We start from the raw sequence: 20852 nt of genomic DNA on the forward strand, positions 1-20852 counted from the left end.
GACCTGGAAGGCGGTCGTCTTGACCACGTTTGTTTCCGCGCGCCTGCGGATCGGCGCGTTGCTCGCCGGTGCCGTCGCGCTCGCCGGGTGTGCGCCCGCGGCCGACACCGCTGTCGGCGACGCCGCTGTCACGCGCGTCAACTGCGGTATCGATATCGGCGTCGATGCGCCGCCGCAGCGCATCTATGCCGCCTATCAGCCGTCCATCGAGATCGCGCACGCCCTCGGGGTCACCGACCGCCTGGTCGGGACGGCCTTCCTGGACGCGGCGGTGCTGCCCGAATACCGGGACGCGCAGGCGAGCGTCCCGTACGTCGAGAAGCTGCCGAGCCGGGACGAATTGCTGTCCCAGCAGCCCGATTTCGTGCTCTCCGGCTACAACGGGGTGTTCGCGAAATCCGCCCAGGCCAGCGTCGGCACCCGCGCCAGCCTGCACGAACTCGGGGTGCGCACCTGGGTGCTGAGTCCGCTGTGTCCGAGCGCCGACGGACTGGCGGACGAGGCCATCGACCCCGCGACGGTGCGATTCGACAACGTGTACGCGGATCTGCGCGATCTCGGCGCGCTGTGGGGTGTGCCCGAACGCGCCGAGCGGGTGGCGACCGATCTGCGCGACCGGATCGAGGCGGTGCGCGCGACGGTCGCGGGAGCCGAACGCCCCCGGGTCGCGGTGGTGACGCCCAAGGACGACGGTTCCTATACCGTCGCGGGCGGCATCGACTTCGTCACCCGGATCATCGAGGCCGCAGGCGGGGTGAACGCCTTCGCCGACCTGACCGCCCGCCGCAATGTGCCGATCGGCGCGGAGGAGATCATCGCCCGCGATCCCGACATCATTCTGACCAGTCTGTGCTGCCGGGCCGACTACACGCGCGCCGACGGGCAGGCGCAGGCCGACACCCTCACCGGCAATCCGGCCTTCGCCAATCTGACCGCGGTGCGCGCGGGTGCGGTGCACCCCTTCCTGTTCGCCGATCGGGCGGCGGGGGTGCGGATCGCCCACGCGACCGAACTGGTCGCCGAGTTGATCCACCCCGATCTGTTCGGGCGGTGAGTCGCGGTCTGCGCGGCGTCGGCATGCCGGTGGCCCTCGCCGCGCTCGCCCTGGTCTGCCTCGCCTCGCTGCGGGTCGGGACGCATCCGCTCACCGTCGATCAGGTGGCGGCGGCGTTCACCGACTTCCGGGGCACCGACGCGGATCGGGTGGTGCGCTACATCCGATTGCCCCGCACGGTGGCCGGACTGCTGGCGGGTATCGCGCTCGCCCTGGCCGGGGCCGTCATGCAGGGGCTGACCCGCAATCCGCTCGCCGGACCCGGACTGCTGGGCATCAATTCGGGTGCGTCGCTGGCCATCGTGATCGCCATGGGCGTGCTCGGTCTGAGCGCGCCGGGCGGGGTCGTGTGGTTCGCCTTCCTCGGTGCGGCCGTCGCGGCGGTATTCGTCTATACGCTCGGGTCGCTCGGCTTCGGCGGTGCCACCCCGGTGAAGCTGGCCCTGGCCGGTGCCGCGTGCGCCGCGCTGTGCGGTTCCATCACCACCGCCGTCACGCTGCTGGACCGCACCACCTTCGACAACTTCCGGTTCTGGGTGGTGGGTTCGCTGACCCGCGCGGATCTCGAATCCGTCTGGGCCATAACGCCGTTCATCGCTGTCGGGACCGTGCTCGCGGTGGCGGTGGCGCGCTCGCTCAACGCGCTCGCCATGGGCGAGGATATGGCGCGCACGCTCGGCACGCGGCTGGTCACGGTGCGCGCCGTCGGCGCGGCGGCCGTGGTGCTGCTGGCGGGTGCCGCGGTGGCCATCGCCGGACCCGTCGCGTTCATCGGCCTGGTGATCCCGCACATCGCGCGGGCCCTGGCCGGACAGGACTACCGCTGGATCCTGGCCTGGTGCGCGGTGCTCGGCCCGACGCTGCTGCTGGCGGCGGATGTGCTCGGGCGCGTGGTCGCGCGCCCGCAGGAGATCCAGGTCGGCATCATCACCGCCTTCGCGGGATCGCCGTTCTTCCTCTATCTCGTCCGCAATCGGAAGGTCGCGACACTGTGACGCCCATCCGATCCGCGACACCGACCCGACCCGCGACACCGACTCGATCCGCGGTGCTGCCGCCGGGCACCGTGCTACTGCGCGCCCCCGGCGGACGAGTAGCCCTGCGCGTACATCGCCGTTCGGCCCTGCTCACCGCGCTGTGCACGGCGGCCGCGCTGGCCGTGGCGGCGTGGTCGCTCACCGTCGGCCACTTTCCGCTCACGGTCGGCGATGTGCTGCGGGTGCTCGGCGGCGGCGGCACCCTCACCGAATACGACGTGGTGGTGCGGGATCGGCTGCCCCGCGTGCTCACCGGGCTCTGTGTCGGGGCCGCCTTCGCGGTCTCCGGCGCGATCCTGCAACGCATCGCGACCAACCCGCTGGTCAGCCCGGAGATCATCGGCATCAACACGGGTGCGTCGCTGGGCGCGCTGGTGGTGAGCGTGGTGCTGGGCGGCTCGGGCGCGGTGCTGGTCGGCGGCGCGCTGGCGGGATCGCTGCTCGCCATGGCGCTCATCGTGGCGGTGGCGACCACCAACGGGCTCGACGGCTATCGGCTCGTCCTGGTCGGCATCGGCGTGACGGCCATGCTGTCGGCCGCCATCTCCTTCGTGCTCACCCGGGCGAACATCTACGAGGCGCACACCGCGGCCCGCTGGCTCACGGGCAGCCTCGCCAATCGCGACTGGAGTCATGTCGTGCTCGGGGTCGCCGCGCTGGCGGTGGTGACACCGCCGCTGCTGGTGCTGGCCCGCAGCCTGCGGCTGCTCGAACTCGGCGACGAGTTGGCGGCCACCCTGTCCGGGCGTCGCGGACCGCATCGCACCACCCTGATCGTCCTCGCCGCGGTGGCGGCGGCGCTGGCCACGGCGGCGGCCGGACCCGTCGCCTTCGTCGCGCTGGTCGCTCCGCAGATCGTGCGGCGGCTGCTCGCCGAGCGCGATGCCGGGCTGGTCCCGGCCGCCGCGGCGGGCGCGCTGCTGGTGGTCGCCGCCGATCTGGCCGCCCGGCGGCTGTTTCCCGCCGAACTCCCGGTCGGGGTGGTGACCGCCGTGCTCGGCGCGCCCGTACTCGTCTATCTCCTGGCCCGCGCAACCCGAATCGGACACGCTGGATGACCGCTCATCTCACCACCTCGGCGCTCACCCTCGCCTACGGCGATACACCGGCCGTCACCGACGCCACCGTGGACTTCCCCGCCGGGGCGCTGACCGTCATCGTCGGCCGCAACGGCTGCGGCAAATCGACCCTGCTGCGCGGATTGGCCCGCCTGATCCCGCCCGCGGCGGGTGCGGTGCTGCTGGACGGCGGCGATATCGGGCGGCTGCCCGCCCGCACCCTGGCCCGGCGTCTGGGGATGCTGCCGCAGCAGCCGACCGCCCCGGACGGCATCACGGTCGCCGACCTGGTGGGCCGCGGCCGCCATCCCCACCAGCGCTGGTTCCGCCAGTGGTCCGAGGCCGACGAGGCCGCGGTGCACCGGGCGATGGCGGCCACCGACACCCTCGAACTCGCCGACCGCAGCCTCGACGAACTCTCCGGCGGGCAGCGCCAGCGGGTGTGGGTCGCCCTGGCGGTGGCGCAGGATCCGGAGGTGCTGCTGCTCGACGAGCCGACCACCTTCCTGGATCTGACCCATCAGCTCGACGTGCTCGATCTGCTGCGAAATCTGTTGCCGCGCACCATCGTCGTGGTGCTGCACGACCTCAATCTGGCCGCCCGCTACGCCGATCACCTGGTCGCGATGCAGGACGGCCGCGTCGTGGCGCAGGGCGCACCGTCCGAGATCGTGCGCCCCGACCTGGTGGCCGAGGTGTTCGACCTCGACTGCACCGTGATCGACGACCCGGCCACCGGCACGCCGCTGGTGGTTCCCGCCGCGCGAAAGGTCCGCACCGCATGAGCCGCCGCCACATCCTGGTCGCCCGCCCCACCCCCGCCGGTGTCGATCTGCCCGCCGTCGCCGCCCTGGCCCGTGCCTGCGGTATGGGCTACGCCCTGCTGGACCAGGGCGAGCCGACCATCCACGAGGTGCTGGACGCGGCCGCCGCCGACGACGTGCCGGTCACCCTCATCCCGCTGGCCGTTCCGCGCGACCGCTATCTGGAGACCTGGATCGCCCGCGCGGTGGCCAACTGGAAGGAGACCCGCGACCTCGACCTCGATCTCCGCATGACCGAGAGTATCGACGGCACAGCGGATTTCGCGGCCCTGATCCGTGCCCGCGCACAGGACGCGGGCACACCGGTGACGGCGAGCCCGCGCGCCTTCCGCAGTCCCGCCTGGTCGGAGATCCCCGAGCACAGCACCCATATCCTGGTCTGCCGCGGCCCCCGCTGCACCGTCTACGGCGCGGCGGAACTCCACCGCATCCTGCGCGACACCCACCCGGATGCCCTCATCACCCCGACCGGCTGTCTGCATCCGTGCAATCTGGGTCCGCTGTACATCACCTACCCCGACGGGCGGTGGCATTCGGGGGCGGCGGTCGAGACCGCCGAGGCGGATCGGGTCGGCTAGCCGATCGTCAGCGGCACCGGCTGCGCTACGGGAAATCCAGCGCGGCTCGGCGGGCAGGCCCGATCAGGACGGCGGCAGCCCAATCAGCACGGCGGGCAGCCCAATCAGCACAGCGGGCAGCCCAATCAGCACAGCGGGCAGCCCAATCAGCACAGCCGCTATCCGAATTCCAGTGCGTCCCAGACCGGTCCGGCGAGCAGGCCGATCAGCACGGACAGCACGGCCGCCGCGTAGGCGGTGACGGCGGCCGCGGCCGGCGGGGACGGTTCGATATCGCCGCCGCCGCGCACGACCGGAACCACCCAGCGCAGGTAGTAGAAGACGCTGGCGACCGTATTGACCAGCGCCAGCACGGCCAACCAGCCCAGCCCGGCGTCGAAGGCCGCGCTGAAGACGGTCAGCTTGCCGACGAACACAGCGGTGGGCGGGGTGCCGATCAGGCCGAACAGGCACACCAGCAACGCCGTTGCGAGCCCGGGTCGACGCCGCAGCAGCCCGGTGTAGTCACCGAGGGCGCGCCGGTCGGGCAGCGCGCACACCACCGCGAAGGCACCGAGATTGGTGACCGCGTAGGCGGCCAGATACAGCAGGATCGCGGGCACGGCCAACTCCGACCCGCGCACGGCGGCGACGCCGACCAGCAGGTATCCGGCCTGGCTGACGGTGGAGTAGGCGAGCAGGCGGCGCACATCGGTCTGGAAGAAGGCGGCGAGGTTGCCCAGGGTCATGGTGGCGGCGGCGATGACCGCGATCAGCACCCCCCAGCGCAGCTCCCCGTCCGCCGACACCACCGTGCCGAATCGTGAGATCGCCACGATGGCACCGAGTTTCGGCACGGTGGTGACCACGGCGGCCACGGCGGGATGGGTGCCCTGGGTGACGTCGGGCACCCAGAAGTGCGCCGGTACCGCCCCGGCCTTGAACAGCAGCGCGCCCAGCAGTGCGACCGCGCCCACCGCCAGGGCGGCGCGCGGGGCCGTCGGCGCGGCCTCGGCCAGCGCAGTATAGGTGGTCGCTCCGCCCGCGCCGAGCACCAGGGCCGCGCCCAGCAGCATGGTGGTGCCGAACAACGCGCCGAGCAGGTAGTACTTGAGGGCGGCCTCCACCCCCGCGGAGTCCTTCTCGAAGGCCGTGAGCGCGTACAGCGGAATACTCGCCAGCAGGTACGCGGTGATCAGCACCAGCAGATCGGCGGCTCCGGCCAGCAACACCGCGCCGAGTCCGGCCAGGGTCAGCAGCACCACGAATTCGGATTCGCGGGCGGCGGCCCGGGTGCCGGGCCACGACAGGGCCAGGATCAGCAGTAGGGAAACGGCCACCGTCAGACGCACGGCGTTGGTGGCGGTGTCGATGTCGTAGGTGGCCTCGAAGATGGTGGCGGGCGGGTTGTTCCAGACCGCGACCGTCGTCACCAGTGTCGTGATCGCGGCGACAGCGGCGAGCAGCCGAACCGGCCACTGCCGGGTGCGCGGCAGGAACGAGCCGAGCAGCAGACCCAGCACCGCGGCGAGGGCCAGCGCCGCCTCCGGGGCGAGCGCCGCCAGATCCGCGCCCATGCCACCGCTCGCGGCGAGCACCGCGACACCTCCGTGGGCCGCGCTGTCGGTCCCCACGTCAGCCCTCCACCAGCAGCCCGAGCACCCGTGCCGACGGTTCGATCACATCCAGCAGGAAGCGTGGAGCCAGCCCGATGACGAGGGATCCGGCGAGCAGCGGGATGATCGACCAGGCCTCGGGCGCGGTGACATCGGTGAACTCGCCGATGCGCTTCGGCCCCAGGAAGATGCTCTGATACGCCCGCAGCAGCAGCGCCGCGGTGATCAGGATGCCGGTGAGCGCGATGGCGGTGAGTACCGGCGCGGGTGCGAAAGAGCCCAGGAATACCTGGAATTCGGCGATGAACCCGGAGAAGCCGGGCAGGCCGAGCGAGGCCATGGACGCGACCGCCGTGGCCGCCGCCAACACCGGGGCCGCGGCGGCGAGACCGCCGAAGGCGTCCAGGTCGTAGGTCTCGCGCCGGGCGTACAGCACGCCCGCGATGAGGAACAGCGCGCCGGTGATGAGCCCGTGGCTGACCATCTGCGTGACCGCGCCCGTAATCGCCAGTGCGCGAGCCTGTTCCGAGTTGCCCGCCAGCAGCCCGGCCGCGCCCAGGGCGAGCAGGATGTAGCCCATGTGATTGACCGAGGTGTAGGCGATCATGCGCTTGAAGTTCCGCTGCGCCAGCGCGACCAGCGCGCCGTAGAGCACGCTCACCACGCCCACGATCACCACGGCCAGGGCGTAGCGCCGCCACGCCTCCGGCAGCAGCGGCATGGCGATGCGCACGAAACCGTAGGTGCCCAGTTTCAGCAGGACACCGGCGAGCACCGCCGAACCGGCGGCCGGTGCCTCGGTGTGCGCGGGCGGCAACCAGGTGTGGAAGGGCACGGTCGGCGTTTTGACCGCCAGTCCGAGCACGATGGCCGCCAGCGCGATCGAGCCGCGCACCGCGTTGTCCGCCAGGGGGTTGGCGGCGGTCAGCTCGACGATGTCGAAGGTGTGCGGGTCGGCGGACAGGTACAGGACGATGAAGCCGAGCAGCAGCGCCAGCGATCCGATGAAGGTGTAGAGGAAGAACTGCAATGCCGCCCGGCGCGCCTGCCCGTGCCCCCACCCGTTGATCACGAAGTACATGCCCACGATCGACAGGTCGAAGAAGACGAAGAACAGCACCAGATCCAGGGAGACGAACACCCCCAGGCAGACGGTCTCCAGGAACAGGAACAGCGCCGCGAACCAGCGCACCCGGCGCGTCTCGCGCAGCGAGTAGACCGCGCAGGCCAGGAACAGCACCGTGGTCATGGCGACCAGCGGCAGGCCGAATCCGTCCAGCCCGACGTGATAGCTGGCGCGCAGGCTCGGAATCCAGGCGATCCGCTCCTCGAAGGCGAACTGGCCGGATGCGGGCGGGGTGCGCCGATACGACCACCACAGCACCGCCACCAGCACGACCTCGGCCGCGCTCACCGCCACCCACACCCAGCGGACGACACGATCGCCCAGCCGGGGTACCGCGGCCAGGATCAGCGCCGCCGCCAGCGGTAGGAACACCAGCACACTGATCATCTCGCACCTCCTCTCGTCTCGGTCACCCGTGCCCGCGTGGGGAACTCATCGCCACGACCGACCCCCGCCCGCCACGCCGCGTCGTCCGTTGTCCCCGCCTGTGGCTCTCGTCCTCACCACTCGTGCCGCCCGAACCCACGCCCCCACACACCGTCCCGAACCCACGCCGCGCCGACCGAACCCGTAAGCCCGGCCCACATCCGCTCATCTCCGCGTTCCGTCGTGCCCGCCTCCCGAACACTGCGATCCGCTGGTCGCACAGCCCGCGCCCCGTTCGCACGGAAGCCGCCGTCCCCCACCGCACAGGCGGCCGGGCACCACAGGCGCCCAACGCTCCCCCTCACGCCAACACCAGCAGCACGGCTGCCAACAGCACCATGAGCACTGTCGCCTGGGCGTAGTACTGATGCACCGCACCGGTTTCCGGACTTCGCGCCCACCTGCCCAACGCGCGTGCGGCCGCAGCGGCGGCCCCGACACCACGATCGATGGCTCGTTCCGGGCCGTGAGCGGTCGCACGGGCCGCCGCCAGCACCGCGGTGGCGACCGCGCGCACCGCTCCCGCCAGCACCCGGTCGTCGAAACCGCCGAGCCTCCTGGCGAATTCGACGGTACCTCGCGCGGCCGAACTGGTCCCGGCGGCGAGCACCCGATCGTCGAATCGGGCCAGTGCGTGGGCCGTGACCAGCACCGGGACCACCACACATCGCCGCACCGCCGATTCCAGGCCCAGCCATCCGGCGAGCGCGCCGGGGGCGGGCAGGTCGCCGCGCCACCGGATCACGGCGGCCACCCCGGCGACCGCGGCGGCCGCCACCGCACCCGACAGCAGCAGTTGCGGGCCGGTGATCGACGGTGCCGAGGTCCCCAACAGGTCGGCGAAACCGGCTCGGACCGCGGGCAGGGCCGCCGCACCGCCCAGCACGGTGGCGGCGGCCAGGAGCGGCAGCGGCAGCGCCTGCGCGGCGTTCACCCGGCGGGATCCGGATTCCTCCCCGTCCCAGTGCTTCTCGGTAGCGGCGACCGGCCGCGACCACACCAGCGTCAGTGCGCGCCCGGCGTACAGCGCACCGAGTACGGCGGCGGCGTACCCGGCGACGAACAACGGTGTCGATATCTCGTGCGCGGCCGCCAGCACTCCCTCCTTGGTCGGCCACAGCGCCAACGGCGGCGCTCCGGCCAGGCTGAGTGCACCGATCGTGAATGTCACGCCGACAACGGGATACGTGCGTGCGGCACCGCGCAGCCCGGTCAGGTTCCTCGTGCCGAGGGCAGTCAGCCACGCGCCCGCGCCGAGGAACAGCAAACTCTTGGTGGCCGCGTGCGCCACCAGATGACCGGCCCCCGCGACCACGCCGCCCATGCCCGCGGCCGCCACCATCAACCCCACCTGGGCGCAGGTCGACGCGGCGAGCAGCTGCTTGAGGTCACTCTGGCACACCGCCACCGCACCCAGCGCCACGGCCGTGGCCAGACCACCCCAGGCGGCGACCGATCCCGCCCAGGACGTGGCAGCCAGGAGTGGTTCCAGGCGCAGCAGCAGGTACGCGCCCGCCGCCACCATGGTGGCCGAATGCAGCAGCGCCGACACCGGGCTTGGGCCCGCCATGGCGCGCGACAGCCAGAAGCTGAACGGCAGCTGCGCCGATTTCCCGAACGCGGCTACCAGGATTCCGGCGGCCGCCGCGTCCCGCCAGCCGCCGCCGATGTCGGGGAGGGTGTCCAGCGCGAGTGTGGACGCGCCCCCGGCCAGCACCGCGCCCGCGGCGAGATACAACCCCAGATCTCCGGCGCGGGTGGTGAGGAAGGCGACCAGACCGGAGGCGGTCCGGTACGGATCGTGTCGGCGAAATCCGATGAGCGCGTACGATGCCGCACCCATGATCTCCCAGGCCAGCAGCAACGTGACCAGGTTCCGCGCGGTCACCGTGACCAGCATGGCGGCGGCGAACAGCAGCATGAGGCCGTGGAAGCGGGCCAGCGCCTCCCCGGGGCCGAGGTCTCCGGCGGCGAAGACCAGCACGGCGGTTACGATGGCCGCCACCGTCACCACCATGACGGCGGAGAGCCCGTCCACGCCCAGCGACAATGGGATACCGGCCAGCAGTGGTACCGAAACCTCGCCCCGCCCAACAGCATTCAACACCGCGAGCACCGTGGTGAGCGCTGCGGCGGCCAGCGCGGCGGCGGGGGCGAGACGGTCGGCGCGGCGGCCGCACAGCAGCAGCGCGGCCCCGGTCAGGGCGGGCAGCGCGATCAGCGACCACAGCACGGCCTCACCCCCTCAGATCCGTCGCATCGTCCACCGTGTCGATATCGCGCGCCCGGAAAACGACGGTGACCACCGCGAATCCGGCCGCCATCTCCACCGCCATGGCCGTCACCGCGACTACCACCAGCACCTGCGCGTCGGCGGTCGGCCAGGCGAAGTACCAGAACGCGGCGGCGGCGACGAGCACCGCGTTGATCATGAGTTCGAGCCCCATCATGATCATCACGATGGATTGCTGGGACAGCACGCCGTAGAGCCCGACGCTGAACAGCGCGGCGGCCAACACCAGGAATTCGGGCAGGTTCACGGCCGCACCCCGCCCTCGACCGGATCGTCGGGAATCCGGCGGTCGAGCCGATCCCCGTAACGGTCGTAGCGCCCCCGGTGCGTGGCCAGTACCACCGTGGCGACCATGGTGGTGAAGAGCACCAGCCCGACGATGATCATCACCAGCATCTTCGAGCCCATCAGCGCCTCGCCCAGCGCACGGGTGGGGTCGGCGGGCGGTGCGTGCTCACGGCGCGGCCAGTCGACGAGCAGTGCGACGGCGCTCAATGCGACGAACACCGTGGCGGAGCTGACGAGCGCACCGATTTTGTTGTGCACCATGCTCATCGGCATGAGTCCGGCCGGATTCATCATGTACATGACCATGAACAGCACCATGATCACCATTTCCATGATCATCATGAGCACCACCAGGACTCCGAGGTAGGCCAGTTCGACCAGGAATACGGTGCCCGCCGCGAACAGGAACGACAGCAGCAGCGCGAAGGTGGCCCGCGCCATCGAATCCACCCGGAACACCGCCACCCCGGCGGCCACGGCTCCCACCGCGCACACCCAGAACAGGATGTGGGACAGCATCTTCCGACCTCCCGTCGCTCAGCGCAGCACCAGGAACGAGACCACCAGGGCCTGCACCAGGGTGAGCGGCAACAACACCAGCCACGCCACCTCCATATAGCGCGACATGCGAATCGTGGGCCAGCGTCGAGCCAGCCAGACCAGCACCGCCAGCACCGCAATGGTTTTCACCAGCGTCCACAGCCAGCCCGGCAGCCACGGCCCCGCACCGCCGCCGAGGAACAGCGGCACCGCCATGGCCGCCGCGGCCACGAACAGCACCCGACGTGCCACCCGCAACAGCAGCCGGTCCGGCCCCGACACCTCAGCGAATACGCCCCCGGCGAGATCGGTGCCCGCCGGGGCATCGAACGGCCGGGTGAACGCCATGGCGGGTACCGACAGCAGATAGACCGCGAAGGCCACCGGCATGATCAATACGAACCACCGGTCCTGTTGTGCCGCGACGATATCCGCGATCCGCAACGAGCCCGCCCCGACAGCGGCGCAGGTCAGCGCGAACATGTGCGGCAGCTCGTAGGCCACCCCCTGCGCCACGAACCGATATCCGCCCACCAGCGCGAACACCCAGTTCGACCCCCACCCCGCCGACCACACCGCCACCCAGGCCACCACCTCGAGCGCATTGAACCAGACCAGACTCACCCCGCCGTCCAACACGACGGCCCCGCCGACCGGCACCAGGGCGGCGGCCAGTATCCCGGCCGTCAGCAGGACGAATCCGGCTGTACGCAACAGGAGTACATCCGCGCCCACGATCCGGCGACGCTGCTGAACCAGCCCCAACACCACCGCTCGCCAGGGTGCACCCACCGCCGCCGCGACGGGCGCGCCCGCCGCACGGGCGCGGAGTACGGCGTCGGCCGTGGCGGTGCCCCAGGCCATGGCCAGCACGCCGGCGGGCAGCAGCACGGTCAGCCACCACGGTGCGAGCTCAACCATGGACGACCTCCCGCGGTGCGTGACACAGTACGTCCGGATCCGGATCGAGACCGGCCACGATCAACCGCGCCTCCGCGAGCGTGACACCGGCGAGAAGCTCCGGCAGCGCCGCCAGGGTCCAGGTCGTGCGGGTGGTTTCCGTCGCGGGGAAATCCGCTGTGCGCCGGGCGATCGCCGCATTCCACTCGACGCTCGCGCGATTCGACAACAGCTGGCCGATCTCCGTGAGCCAGGCGTCGAGGCGATCCGCGGTGTCACCGGCCAGACCCGGCGGCATTCCGGGGCCGTCCGCGATCGTCCCCACCCCGCGCAGTGACCACCGCAGCGTCCGGGACCGCCGGACCCGGCGAATCCACCTGTGCCCCAACGCTTCCTCAGCACCCCCTGGACCGCCGGTCAGGACCCGGTCTCGCAGCAGACGCCCCGCCGCCGCGGCATCCTCCCACCCCGCGACGGACAGCAGGGTGGCCGCCGAATCCACCCGCCGCGCCGCATACCACCGCCGCGCACCGCCGCCCTGCACCGCACCGCCGCCCCCCATCCACGGCCCCAGCCAATACGCCTCGACTCCCTCCGGCCGCGCCAGCGTGGAAACCGTCGCACTGGAGACGATCCCGCCCTGCACACGCGCGGTGACCACCAACCCCGCGGGCCACGACGCCAGCACCGGCCCCAGCACCACGGTCACCTCGTCCAACGCCAACCCGTCTCGATCCGCCCCCCGCTCGGCCATCGCCAATCCCCCCGGCAGCTCCATCCTCCCGTGCTCGTGCCCACCGTGACCCGCATGCCCGCCATGGCCAGCATGCTCGCCGTCACCCACGCGCTCGTCGTCACCCACACGCCCACCAGCACCCGCATGCTCACCGTGGCCCGAATGCTCGCCGTGGCCACCGAGTTCGTGTGGCTCACCCGCCGGGCCCGGCTCGGCAGTACGACCGGGTGCTGCCGGTTCGTCGTCGTCAAGCGACGCGCCCTCCGCGCCGGGAGCGGACTGGTCGCCGCCGGTGGGATCGTCGGTGGGAGGGGCGAGATCACCCTGTGCTGCGGGGTCGGTGCCGGGAGCGATCGCGCGGTGGGCACGTTCGGGTTCCGGCGGGATCGCGCCCTCGGGGTCGGCGCTTGCCTGATCTCCCGGTCCGGAGGTGAGCTGCTCGCTCGCGGCGGCGAGTTCGGCAGCGGCTCGGTCGGGATCGGTGATGTCCACGCGAATCCTGGGTCGTGGCATGGCCGCGTAGACCCGCGCGACGCGGTCCTCGAACTCTCGGTCGCCGTATCCCGCCACGATCAGCAGGTCGGCGGCGGCGGGGCTGTCGGCGAAGCGCCATCCGTTCTCCCGCGCCGTACGTTCGACGGCGATCCGCACGCCCGTCCCGCCCGGCGCGACCGCCAGCAGCGGCACGATCGCCATCCGGCCACGTAGCCATCCGCTCAGGTCCAACGCAGCGCCCCCTCACGCCAGGCGTACAGGACGGCGACCATGAGCACGGCCAGGAATCCGAACATCTCGATCACCGCGCTCAATCCGAGGTCGGCGACCACCACGGCCCACGGATACATGTAGGCCATTTCCATATCGAAGGCCAGGAACAGCATGGTGACCGCATACCACCGCACGTGATACCGCGACACCGCGTGCTCGCGCGGGGCCGCCCCCGACAGGAACGGCATCTGCTCCGCCTGCGGCGCGGGCCGTACGGCGCGGGCTGCCGCGTACAGCACCACCGTGGACACCAGCACGATCCCCACCAGTACGAGCAGATGCGGCACCACCGGCGATCACCTCCCGTCCGTGTACGAGCCGCCGCGTGATCCCGCGACCGCGTACCACCAGCACCCCGGCCAGAGGGCATCTCCGGTGACGGTACCCCGCTGGCACCCGGCCAAACGGCGACCGCCACGCCGCAATATCACGCCAGCGCCCTGCGCACCGCCCGCCCCCGCGACCGATCCGGATTAGCTCCCCCGATGCCGGGTACCCGAGGCACACGACGCACAGCTATGCGTATCCCGACAGCCCCGCATCCGGGGACCGCAGTCGACCACGAGGAGTTGTCAGCAGTCGTGTCCATGGATCCCGCCCCCGAGCGCACCCCCGACCTCGAACCCGGCGGCGGAGTCGCCCCCGGCTCCACCCCGCCCGACACCCCGCAAACCTCCGGCCTCTCCGCCCCGGAGCCCCGCACGCGCCACCACTTCCCACCCACCGGAGTCCTCGCGATCGCCGCGATCCTCCTGATCGTGGCGGTATTCGTGGTGGTCGCCATCGCCATCGCCGTCAACTGAGCGCGGCCGCCGCCGCGACGTCGGGCGGCGCGGTGCCCACCGGGTCGGTACGGCCCGCCGCGACGGACCGGCCACCGTCGTGCGGTGGGCCGACCGCGCTCGCCGTCGGCCCGCGGCCCGACATCGGGATGACCCGGTCAGACGTTGCTGCGCACCTGGTCGTCGGCCGGGGCTACCGCGTCGCGGAACAGCGCGCCCGCCGCGTCCGCGGCCGCGTCGATCAGCCGGGGGTCGTCGTAGAAGTCGATCTGGCCGACCGAGTCCAGCCACAGTTCGGACTTCGGTGATGTCACCGCCGCGTAGCAGGCGCGCGCCCACGGCGGGACCAGCGCGTGCTCGGAGTGCACGAGCAGGAACGGTACGGCCAGTCGGGCGGCGGCTTCCTGTGCGTCGAAAACGGCTGAGTGTTCGAAGGATTCGACGGCGAAGGCATTCGTGTAGTTGGGCACGGCTCCGCGTTCGGTGCCGTAGTACTCGAATGCCTCGCGCAGCGGCATCGCGACATCACCGTTGTCGGCCGCGACCGCCGGAATGCTCTCGACCTCTCCGGTGGCCAGCCGCCGCTCCCGGGCCAGCCGTCCGCGCTCGACCACAGCGGGATCGGGCGGCGCGGCCGCGGTATCCGGGTACACCCCCGCCACCCCGGCGAAGGCGCGGATGCGCGGATCGTCGGCAACCGCCCGCGCCATATACCCGCCCCCGGCGCACACACCCAGCGCGACAATCGGCTTCCCCGCGCACCGCTCGTCCTGCTCCAGAGCCGATACCGCCGCTCCGATATCGGCGGCCTTGCCCAGCGGATCCTCCAATTGCCGCGGCGTCCCCTCGCTCTCCCCGAAGGTGCGGTGATCGAACGCCAGCGCCGCGAACCCCCGCCGCGCCAGCGCCGCCGCGTACACCCCCGCCGCCTGTTCCTTCACCGACGTCAACGGCCCGGTGGTGACCACCACCGCCGTCGGCTCCCCCTCCGGCAGATACAACGTGCCCACCAGCCGATCGCCATCGCGGGTGAACGTGAACGGAACTGTCGTGACTGTCATGTCGGCTCTCCCGATCCGTGTCGAAAACCTCTGTCTTCTCGTCGGATTCGACACTAGGCCCGCACCTGAGACATCGGTAGAAGGCACTTGTGGGTGCCCTTGGAACGCATCCGCGACTCCACCGGAGGCCGGCCTCGGCGGGTATTGCGATGGCCGCGGCTATTGCGATGGCATTGCGTGATTGGCACCATGGCAGCGGTATGTCATTGATTACCGATGCCGCTCGGGACAGTCTCGACGGCTTATCCGTAGGTGATGCGCTGGGCGCGCAATTCTTCGTTCCGGGGCGTTCGGTACCCGAGCTACTCGCCGGTCGTCCACCGGCCGGTCCGTGGCCGTGGACCGACGACACCGAAATGGCCTGCTCGATCTACGCGCAGCTCCGCTCCCGGGACCATATCGACCGCGACGCGTTGGCGGCGGCCTTCGCCGACCGCTGCGAGCCCTACCGCGGCTACAGCGGCGGCACCGTCGTCGTGCTGCACCAGATTCGCGACGGCCGCCCCTGGTCCGACGCCGCCGGCGCGCTGTTCGACGGACGCGGCTCCTGGGGGAACGGAGCGGCGATGCGGGTCGCTCCGCTGGGCGCGCGTTTCGCCGGGGATCCGGACCGTGCGGCGGCCCAGAGCGCACGCTCGGCCGAGGTTACCCACCGGCACCCGGAAGCGATCCTGGCCGCCATGCTCGTCGCCGTCGCGGCGAGCCACGCGGCGGCTACCCGCGGAAAACACTGTCCACCAAGCGAACTGCTGGAAGCGATGGAGCCGTACCTGATCGACGGCCGCACCTCGGACGGCCTTCGCCGCGCCCGACGTCTGCTCGGCCGATCGGTCGCCGAAGCGGCCTATGAGCTCGGCAACGGCGCTCAGGTCAGCGCGCAGGACACGGTGCCGTTCACGCTGTGGGCGGCGGCCACCTTCCTCGACGACTATCCGGCCGCCGTCACCGCGTGCGTCGAGGCCGGGGGCGATGTGGACACCACGGCCGCCATCGTCGGCGGCATCGTGGCGGCCCACACCGGAGTCGGAACCGGGGACGGCGTCCGCGGAGTGCCACCGTCCTGGCTGTCGGCGCGCGAGCCGCTGCCGACCTGGGCGACCGGCGCGGAGCGCTCACAACCCGCGCCCACGTGAAGGCGGGTGCGCCCGATCGAGCAAGATGGTCGGCGAGAATCCCGAGTACAAGGAGACAGCGACAGTGCAACGCATCGGAGTCATCGGTGGCGGAACCATGGGTGCCGGTATCGCGGAGGTGGCGGCACGCGCCGGCGGATCGGTCCTGGTTCTGGAGCGCGACACCGAGGCGGCCGACGCCGCTGTGGCCCGCATCGAGAAGTCCCTGGCGCGGGCGGTCAAGTCGGGCCGGCTCGAGCAGGCCGCCGCCGACGAGGCCCGCGCCCGCATCACCCTCACCACGGCCATCGACGATTTCGCCGACCGCGAGCTGGTCATCGAGGCGGCCCCGGAGATCGAGTCGCTGAAGACGGACTTCTTCACCAAGCTGGACGGCATCGTCTCCCCCGAGACCATCCTGGCCACCAACACCTCCTCGATCCCGGTGATCCGGCTGGCCAACGCCACTGCCAATCCGGACCGCGTGGTGGGCGTGCACTTCTTCAACCCGGTCCCGGTGCTGCCGCTGGTCGAGGTCGTGGTGACGCTCAAGACCGACCGCGAGGTCGCCGACAAGGTGACCGCCTACGCCCGCGACGTCCTGGGCAAGCGCACCATCGAATCCAAGGATCAGGCCGGGTTCATCGTCAACGCCCTGCTGATCCCCTACCTGTGCAGCGCGATCCGCATGTACGAGACCGGTTTCGCCAGCGCCGAGGATATCGACGAGGGCATGGTCAGCGGCTGCGCCCACCCCATGGGGCCGCTGCGCCTGACCGACACCGTCGGCCTCGACGTCACCCTCGCCGTCGCGGAATCCCTGTACGCGGAATTCGGCGAACCGCAGTACGCGCCGCCGGTGCTGCTGCGCCGCATGGTCGACGCTGGTTATCTCGGCCGCAAGACCGGCCGCGGGTTCTACACCTACTGATGGCCGACCGGGGCGGCGGCTCCGAGTTCGCCGCCCCCGCCCAACCGCCCACGGACTCGGCACGTGCCCGGCGGTACCCCGAGTGCTCAGCCTGTGCACCCTCGAGCGCGAGCGTGTCGAGCCGGTTGAGCCGTCCGGTCCGTCGATGTCGGTCGGTATGGGTAGCGTCAGCAGCTGTGGAGACTGGGGAACGCATACAAGAGCTCGCGGACCGCATCATGGTGCTGCGTGATGCCTACTATCAGGGCTCGCCGCTGGTCGCGGACGCCGAGTACGACGCGATCGAGGACGAACTCCGCGATCTGGTCGCGGCGCATCCGGAGCTGACGCCCGATCCGAATCCGCTGGAGCAGGTCGGCGCGCCCACTGTGCTGCACGCCCCGATCCGGCACGCGCGTCCCATGCTGTCGTTGGAGAAGGCGACCACGCCCGAGCAGGTGGAGGCGTTCTTCAACCGCTTCCCCGGCCAGCCGGTGGTGGTGATGCCGAAACTCGACGGCCTGTCGCTGTCGCTGGTGTACGAGGACGGACGGCTGACCCGAGCCGTGACCCGGGGCGACGGCACCACCGGCGACGATGTGACCGTGCTGGTCCGCGCTCTGGTCGACGGCGTGCCCGAGCGGATCGACGTGCCGGGTCGGGTGGAGGTGCGCGGCGAGGCGGTGATGCTGCGCTCGACCTTCGCCGCCTACAACACCGCGCATCCGGACAAACCGCTGATCAACCCGCGCAATGCCGCCGCCGGCACGCTGCGCGCCAAGGATCCGGCCACCGTGGCCGAACGGCGGCTGCGGTTCTTCGGGTTCGACCTGGACACCTCCGAGGGTGGGGCCGCGCTCGACCTGGAGGAGGGCCTGACGGCGCTGGGTATCGCGGGCGCGCGGATGAGCCACTGCACCGATGCCGAGCAGGCGCAGGCCGCCATCGCCGCCATCGAGCAGGGCCGCAACGCATTGGACTACGACCTGGACGGCGCGGTGCTGCGGCTGGCCGACCGCGACGCCTACGCCGCGGCCGGAACCCGTTCGAACTCCCCGCGCGGCGCGCTGGCGTTCAAGTTCGCCGCCGAGGAGAAGACGACGCTACTGGCCGACGTGGTCTGGGATGTGGGCAAGACCGGCAAGATCGTCCCGGTCGCCTGGCTGGAGCCGGTGTTCGTGGGCGGCACCACGGTCACCAAGGCCACCCTGGCCAATCAGGAGGTGATCCGAGCCCGCGATATCAAGATCGGTGACACGGTGCTGGTGCGTCGCGCGGGCGATGTGATCCCGTTCGTGGCGGGCGTGCTCGACGCCGCGAAACGCACGGGCTCCGAACGCGAGATCGTGCCGCCCACCGCCTGCCCCTCCTGCGAGCAGCCGGTGACCGAACAGGGCAACAGCCGAGAACTGTTCTGCACCAACGTGTCCTGTTCGGCGCAGACGGTGCGCAGGCTCATCCACTGGGCCTCGCGGGCGGCCGCCGACATCGACGCCATCGGACCGGTGTGGATCGAGCGGCTGGCCGAGGCGGGCATGCTGACCAACCCCTCGGACTTCTACACGCTCACCAAGGAGCGCCTGCTCGAATTCGACCGCATCGGCGAGGTCTCCGCGCAGCGCATGATCGATTCGATCGACGCCAGCCGCGCGGTCGGCCTGCGCCGCGCCCTGATCGGACTGGCGATCCCGATGGCCTCCGACGGCACCGCCGCCCGCCTGGCTCGCTCCGGATTCGGCTCCCTGGAGGAGGTGGCCGACGCGGGCGAGGAGCGCCTGGTGGCGGTGGAGGACATCGGCGCGAAGGTCGCCGCCTCCCTCGTCACCCACCTCACCCGGCTGCGCCCGGAACTGGAACGGCTGCGCGCGACGGGCGTCTCCCTCGACGTCCGCGAGGAGGACCTGCCTCCGGTCGTGGCGGCGGGCGCTCCCCTGGCGGGCAAGACCGTGGTCATCACCGGCGCGATCAGCGACCCCCGCTCCGGCGAGAAGGTCGCCCGCCCGACCTTCCAGCGCCTGTGCGAGAAGGCCGGGGCCACCGCCGCCTCCTCGGTCTCGGCGAACACCGACCTGCTCATCACCGGAGCGGGCGTCGGCGACGCCAAGCTGACCAAGGCGGAGAAGCTCGGCGTCGAGGTCGTCGACCAGGGCACGATCTGGACCATGCTGATCGAGGCGAACATCGTCTGATCGCCCTGGACCGGGCGGAGATCCGGTACTCCACTCGATCCGTGGCGGCGCGCGGCGCACAGTCACTGTCGTGTCGTACCGGCCTCCGGGCGGGTGAGTGACGTGTCGTCCCCCACCCGCCGGAGGGTGCCCAGCAAGGCGGCCGCGACAACCACCAGGCAGACCGCCCAGGCCGCCACACCGTGCGGAGCGACGCCGTGCCGCCACAGCAGGAAGATCCCGGCGGCGGCCGTCGCCGCACCGACCACGACCGGTACGGGCGCGGTGCGAGCGGCATAGCGTGCGCAGAACGACTCCCAGCGCATGGCCGCGCGAGCCACGCAGAACAGCACGGCCGCACCGGCGATGATCCACAGCGGACGCAACGCCCACCAGGTGCCGGGATCGCTCGGCAACAGGGCCGGGAGCGCGAGCGCCGGGGCGGTCAGCACCGCGATGACCGGGATGTGCCACAGGTAGAGCGGCATCAGCATTTCCGTGACAGCGCGGACTCCCCGACCGACCGGCCCCGCCGGTGTCCGCCCGCGCACGCGCCGGTCCACCAGTGCCAGCACGGCGAGCTGCACCGCCGCCAGCACCGCCATCGCCGCGGTGGGCGGCGACAGATTGGACACCGGCGCGTCCGCCATGCCGAGCGTGGTCGGCGGGTACGGCCCGAGCAACACCATGACCGCGAGCACGGCGGCACCGGCGACGGCGGTGAGAACGAGTCCTCCGCTCGCGATGCGCCGCAATGTCCCTCGGGCGTAGATGATTCCGAGCTGGTGGCAGAACAGCCAGACGAGCAGCAGGTTCCAGTCGGCCCAGCGCCCGTCACCGCCGAACCGTGCCGCGTCGACGGCCAGCGCGCCCAGCAGCAGCGTCACCGGCAGCACCCAGGCCGCCATGTCGTGCACCCAGACGGCGATCGGCGCCACCATCACCGCGACCAGGTAGATCGCGAGAAACCACAGGGGACTGGCCACGATGTCGGCCAGTACGGCGGCGGCCCGTTCGGACACCGAGCCGACTGCCGCACCGAGCGGAACGACGATCGCGAACAGCGCCAGCAACGGCGTCACCAACCGCCGCGCCCGCGCCCCGAGATACGCGCCGTAGCTCTGATGGCGATCCACGATGCGCGCATTGGCGAACCCGCCCGCGAGAAAGAACAGCGGCATCACCTGGATGAACCAACTCAGCACCCAGACCGGCCGCCCGGACAGCGCGGACTCCCCACGCACCGTCCCGTCCACCACGGTGACCCGGATCGAGATCCAGTGCACGACCACCACGACGCCGATCGCGAAGGCCCGCGCGAATTCGATGGTCCAATCCCGCTCGAGCCCGCGTGACATCGCCGCCCCGCGCACCACCCCGCGTCCTTCGACCATGCTTGTGGACTACCCGCACCGCCTGAACACGAGGCGACAACGCGTCGGGCAATGGATGTCGAATACATGATCCGCCCGCCCGCGCCGATCATCGGGGACCTGTCCATCACATCGACCGAGGCGCGATGGATTCAGGAGTCCTACGCGAGCCCACCTCGACAACCATCGCGCCGGAGCCGTGACAACGGACTCCGCCCCGGCG

The 20852-nt window shown here is 71.4% G+C and carries 19 protein-coding genes; 9 read left to right on the top strand and 10 right to left on the bottom strand.

Going from position 1 to position 20852, the window contains the following annotated elements; all coding sequences use genetic code 11:
- The first annotated feature begins 19 nt into the window (after nucleotides 1-19).
- Genes QJS31_RS31445 through QJS31_RS31465 form a run of 5 tightly spaced genes read left to right on the top strand, consistent with a single transcriptional unit; the run spans nucleotide 20 to nucleotide 4551 of the window.
- Nucleotides 20-1054: an ABC transporter substrate-binding protein gene (locus QJS31_RS31445; RefSeq protein WP_282785633.1), complete on the top strand. Its 1035-nt coding sequence runs from the start codon at nucleotides 20-22 to the stop codon at nucleotides 1052-1054.
- Nucleotides 1051-2049, top strand: coding sequence for an iron ABC transporter permease (locus QJS31_RS31450; protein ID WP_282785632.1), 999 nt, complete (start codon nucleotides 1051-1053; stop codon nucleotides 2047-2049). Before QJS31_RS31445 ends, QJS31_RS31450 begins: the two co-directional genes overlap by 4 nt.
- A complete protein-coding gene (locus QJS31_RS31455; protein ID WP_306358423.1) occupies nucleotides 2046-3149 on the top strand; it encodes an iron chelate uptake ABC transporter family permease subunit in 1104 nt (367 codons plus the stop codon). The genes QJS31_RS31450 and QJS31_RS31455 overlap by 4 nt, the downstream gene beginning before the upstream one ends.
- The gene (locus QJS31_RS31460; protein ID WP_306358424.1) at nucleotides 3146-3934 is read left to right on the top strand and encodes an ABC transporter ATP-binding protein; all 789 of its coding nucleotides are present in this window, start codon (nucleotides 3146-3148) and stop codon (nucleotides 3932-3934) included. The genes QJS31_RS31455 and QJS31_RS31460 overlap by 4 nt, the downstream gene beginning before the upstream one ends.
- Entirely contained in the window at nucleotides 3931-4551 is a 621-nt protein-coding gene (locus QJS31_RS31465) for a (2Fe-2S) ferredoxin domain-containing protein (RefSeq protein WP_306358425.1), read from the top strand. The genes QJS31_RS31460 and QJS31_RS31465 overlap by 4 nt, the downstream gene beginning before the upstream one ends.
- 158 nt (nucleotides 4552-4709) lie before the next feature.
- Here the strand turns inward: QJS31_RS31465 and QJS31_RS31470 are convergent, their stop codons facing one another.
- From QJS31_RS31470 to QJS31_RS31505, 8 genes are all read right to left on the bottom strand, one after another.
- Nucleotides 4710-6164 carry an NADH-quinone oxidoreductase subunit N gene (locus QJS31_RS31470; protein ID WP_306358426.1) on the bottom strand — a complete coding sequence of 485 codons (1455 nt, stop codon included), beginning with the start codon at nucleotides 6162-6164 and terminating at the stop codon, nucleotides 4710-4712.
- A gap of 1 nt (nucleotide 6165) precedes the next feature.
- Nucleotides 6166-7659: a NuoM family protein gene (locus QJS31_RS31475; protein WP_306358427.1), complete on the bottom strand. Its 1494-nt coding sequence runs from the start codon at nucleotides 7657-7659 to the stop codon at nucleotides 6166-6168.
- Between the two features lie 340 nt (nucleotides 7660-7999).
- A complete protein-coding gene (locus tag QJS31_RS31480) occupies nucleotides 8000-9931 on the bottom strand; it encodes a proton-conducting transporter membrane subunit (protein ID WP_306358428.1) in 1932 nt (643 codons plus the stop codon).
- A gap of 4 nt (nucleotides 9932-9935) precedes the next feature.
- On the bottom strand, nucleotides 9936-10238 hold the full coding sequence (nuoK, locus tag QJS31_RS31485) for an NADH-quinone oxidoreductase subunit NuoK (protein WP_306358429.1): 303 nt from the start codon (nucleotides 10236-10238) through the stop codon (nucleotides 9936-9938).
- Nucleotides 10235-10798 carry an NADH-quinone oxidoreductase subunit J gene (locus QJS31_RS31490; protein WP_306358430.1) on the bottom strand — a complete coding sequence of 188 codons (564 nt, stop codon included), beginning with the start codon at nucleotides 10796-10798 and terminating at the stop codon, nucleotides 10235-10237. The genes nuoK and QJS31_RS31490 overlap by 4 nt, the downstream gene beginning before the upstream one ends.
- 18 nt (nucleotides 10799-10816) lie before the next feature.
- Nucleotides 10817-11740 (bottom strand): complex I subunit 1 family protein, encoded by a 924-nt coding sequence (locus QJS31_RS31495; protein ID WP_306358431.1) that lies wholly within the window; start codon nucleotides 11738-11740, stop codon nucleotides 10817-10819.
- Entirely contained in the window at nucleotides 11733-13151 is a 1419-nt protein-coding gene (locus tag QJS31_RS31500) for a hypothetical protein (protein WP_306358432.1), read from the bottom strand. Before QJS31_RS31500 ends, QJS31_RS31495 begins: the two co-directional genes overlap by 8 nt.
- 20 nt (nucleotides 13152-13171) lie before the next feature.
- Nucleotides 13172-13465 carry an NADH-quinone oxidoreductase subunit A gene (locus QJS31_RS31505; RefSeq protein WP_282778009.1) on the bottom strand — a complete coding sequence of 98 codons (294 nt, stop codon included), beginning with the start codon at nucleotides 13463-13465 and terminating at the stop codon, nucleotides 13172-13174.
- A gap of 345 nt (nucleotides 13466-13810) precedes the next feature.
- Between QJS31_RS31505 and QJS31_RS31510 the strand changes: the two genes are divergently transcribed.
- Nucleotides 13811-14026 carry a DUF6480 family protein gene (locus QJS31_RS31510; RefSeq protein ID WP_280358011.1) on the top strand — a complete coding sequence of 72 codons (216 nt, stop codon included), beginning with the start codon at nucleotides 13811-13813 and terminating at the stop codon, nucleotides 14024-14026.
- Between the two features lie 137 nt (nucleotides 14027-14163).
- On the opposite strand, the gene QJS31_RS31515 is transcribed toward QJS31_RS31510, so the two are convergent.
- A complete protein-coding gene (locus QJS31_RS31515; protein WP_306358433.1) occupies nucleotides 14164-15066 on the bottom strand; it encodes an alpha/beta hydrolase in 903 nt (300 codons plus the stop codon).
- 200 nt (nucleotides 15067-15266) lie between these two features.
- On the opposite strand from QJS31_RS31515, the gene QJS31_RS31520 reads away from it, so the two are divergent.
- The 3 genes from QJS31_RS31520 (at nucleotide 15267) to ligA (ending at nucleotide 19277) form a co-directional block, all read left to right on the top strand.
- Nucleotides 15267-16199, top strand: a complete 933-nt coding sequence (locus QJS31_RS31520) for an ADP-ribosylglycohydrolase family protein (protein WP_282777970.1) — start codon at nucleotides 15267-15269, stop codon at nucleotides 16197-16199.
- Nucleotides 16200-16263: 64 nt separating this feature from the next.
- Nucleotides 16264-17109, top strand: a complete 846-nt coding sequence (locus QJS31_RS31525; protein WP_306358434.1) for a 3-hydroxybutyryl-CoA dehydrogenase — start codon at nucleotides 16264-16266, stop codon at nucleotides 17107-17109.
- Nucleotides 17110-17285: 176 nt separating this feature from the next.
- Nucleotides 17286-19277, top strand: coding sequence for an NAD-dependent DNA ligase LigA (ligA, locus tag QJS31_RS31530; protein ID WP_306358435.1), 1992 nt, complete (start codon nucleotides 17286-17288; stop codon nucleotides 19275-19277).
- 62 nt (nucleotides 19278-19339) lie between these two features.
- Here ligA and QJS31_RS31535 read toward each other — a convergent pair whose 3' ends face one another.
- Nucleotides 19340-20650, bottom strand: a complete 1311-nt coding sequence (locus QJS31_RS31535; RefSeq protein WP_306358436.1) for an acyltransferase — start codon at nucleotides 20648-20650, stop codon at nucleotides 19340-19342.
- Between the last annotated feature and the right edge of the window lie 202 nt (nucleotides 20651-20852).

This window comes from Nocardia sp. CC213A, from assembly GCF_030766805.1.
Classification (GTDB): domain Bacteria; phylum Actinomycetota; class Actinomycetes; order Mycobacteriales; family Mycobacteriaceae; genus Nocardia; species Nocardia otitidiscaviarum.

Excerpts from the sequence above, each read along its gene's own strand:
- QJS31_RS31460 (WP_306358424.1), top strand. The coding sequence starts at position 3,146 with ATGACCGCTCATCTCACCACCTCGGCGCTCACCCTCGCCTACGGCGAT.
- QJS31_RS31465 (WP_306358425.1), top strand. The coding sequence starts at position 3,931 with ATGAGCCGCCGCCACATCCTGGTCGCCCGCCCCACCCCCGCCGGTGTC.
- QJS31_RS31475 (WP_306358427.1), bottom strand. The coding sequence starts at position 7,659 with ATGATCAGTGTGCTGGTGTTCCTACCGCTGGCGGCGGCGCTGATCCTG.
- QJS31_RS31490 (WP_306358430.1), bottom strand. The coding sequence starts at position 10,798 with ATGCTGTCCCACATCCTGTTCTGGGTGTGCGCGGTGGGAGCCGTGGCC.
- QJS31_RS31495 (WP_306358431.1), bottom strand. The coding sequence starts at position 11,740 with ATGGTTGAGCTCGCACCGTGGTGGCTGACCGTGCTGCTGCCCGCCGGC.
- QJS31_RS31500 (WP_306358432.1), bottom strand. The coding sequence starts at position 13,151 with ATGGCGATCGTGCCGCTGCTGGCGGTCGCGCCGGGCGGGACGGGCGTG.
- QJS31_RS31510 (WP_280358011.1), top strand. The coding sequence starts at position 13,811 with ATGGATCCCGCCCCCGAGCGCACCCCCGACCTCGAACCCGGCGGCGGA.
- QJS31_RS31515 (WP_306358433.1), bottom strand. The coding sequence starts at position 15,066 with ATGACAGTCACGACAGTTCCGTTCACGTTCACCCGCGATGGCGATCGG.
- QJS31_RS31520 (WP_282777970.1), top strand. The coding sequence starts at position 15,267 with ATGTCATTGATTACCGATGCCGCTCGGGACAGTCTCGACGGCTTATCC.
- QJS31_RS31535 (WP_306358436.1), bottom strand. The coding sequence starts at position 20,650 with ATGGTCGAAGGACGCGGGGTGGTGCGCGGGGCGGCGATGTCACGCGGG.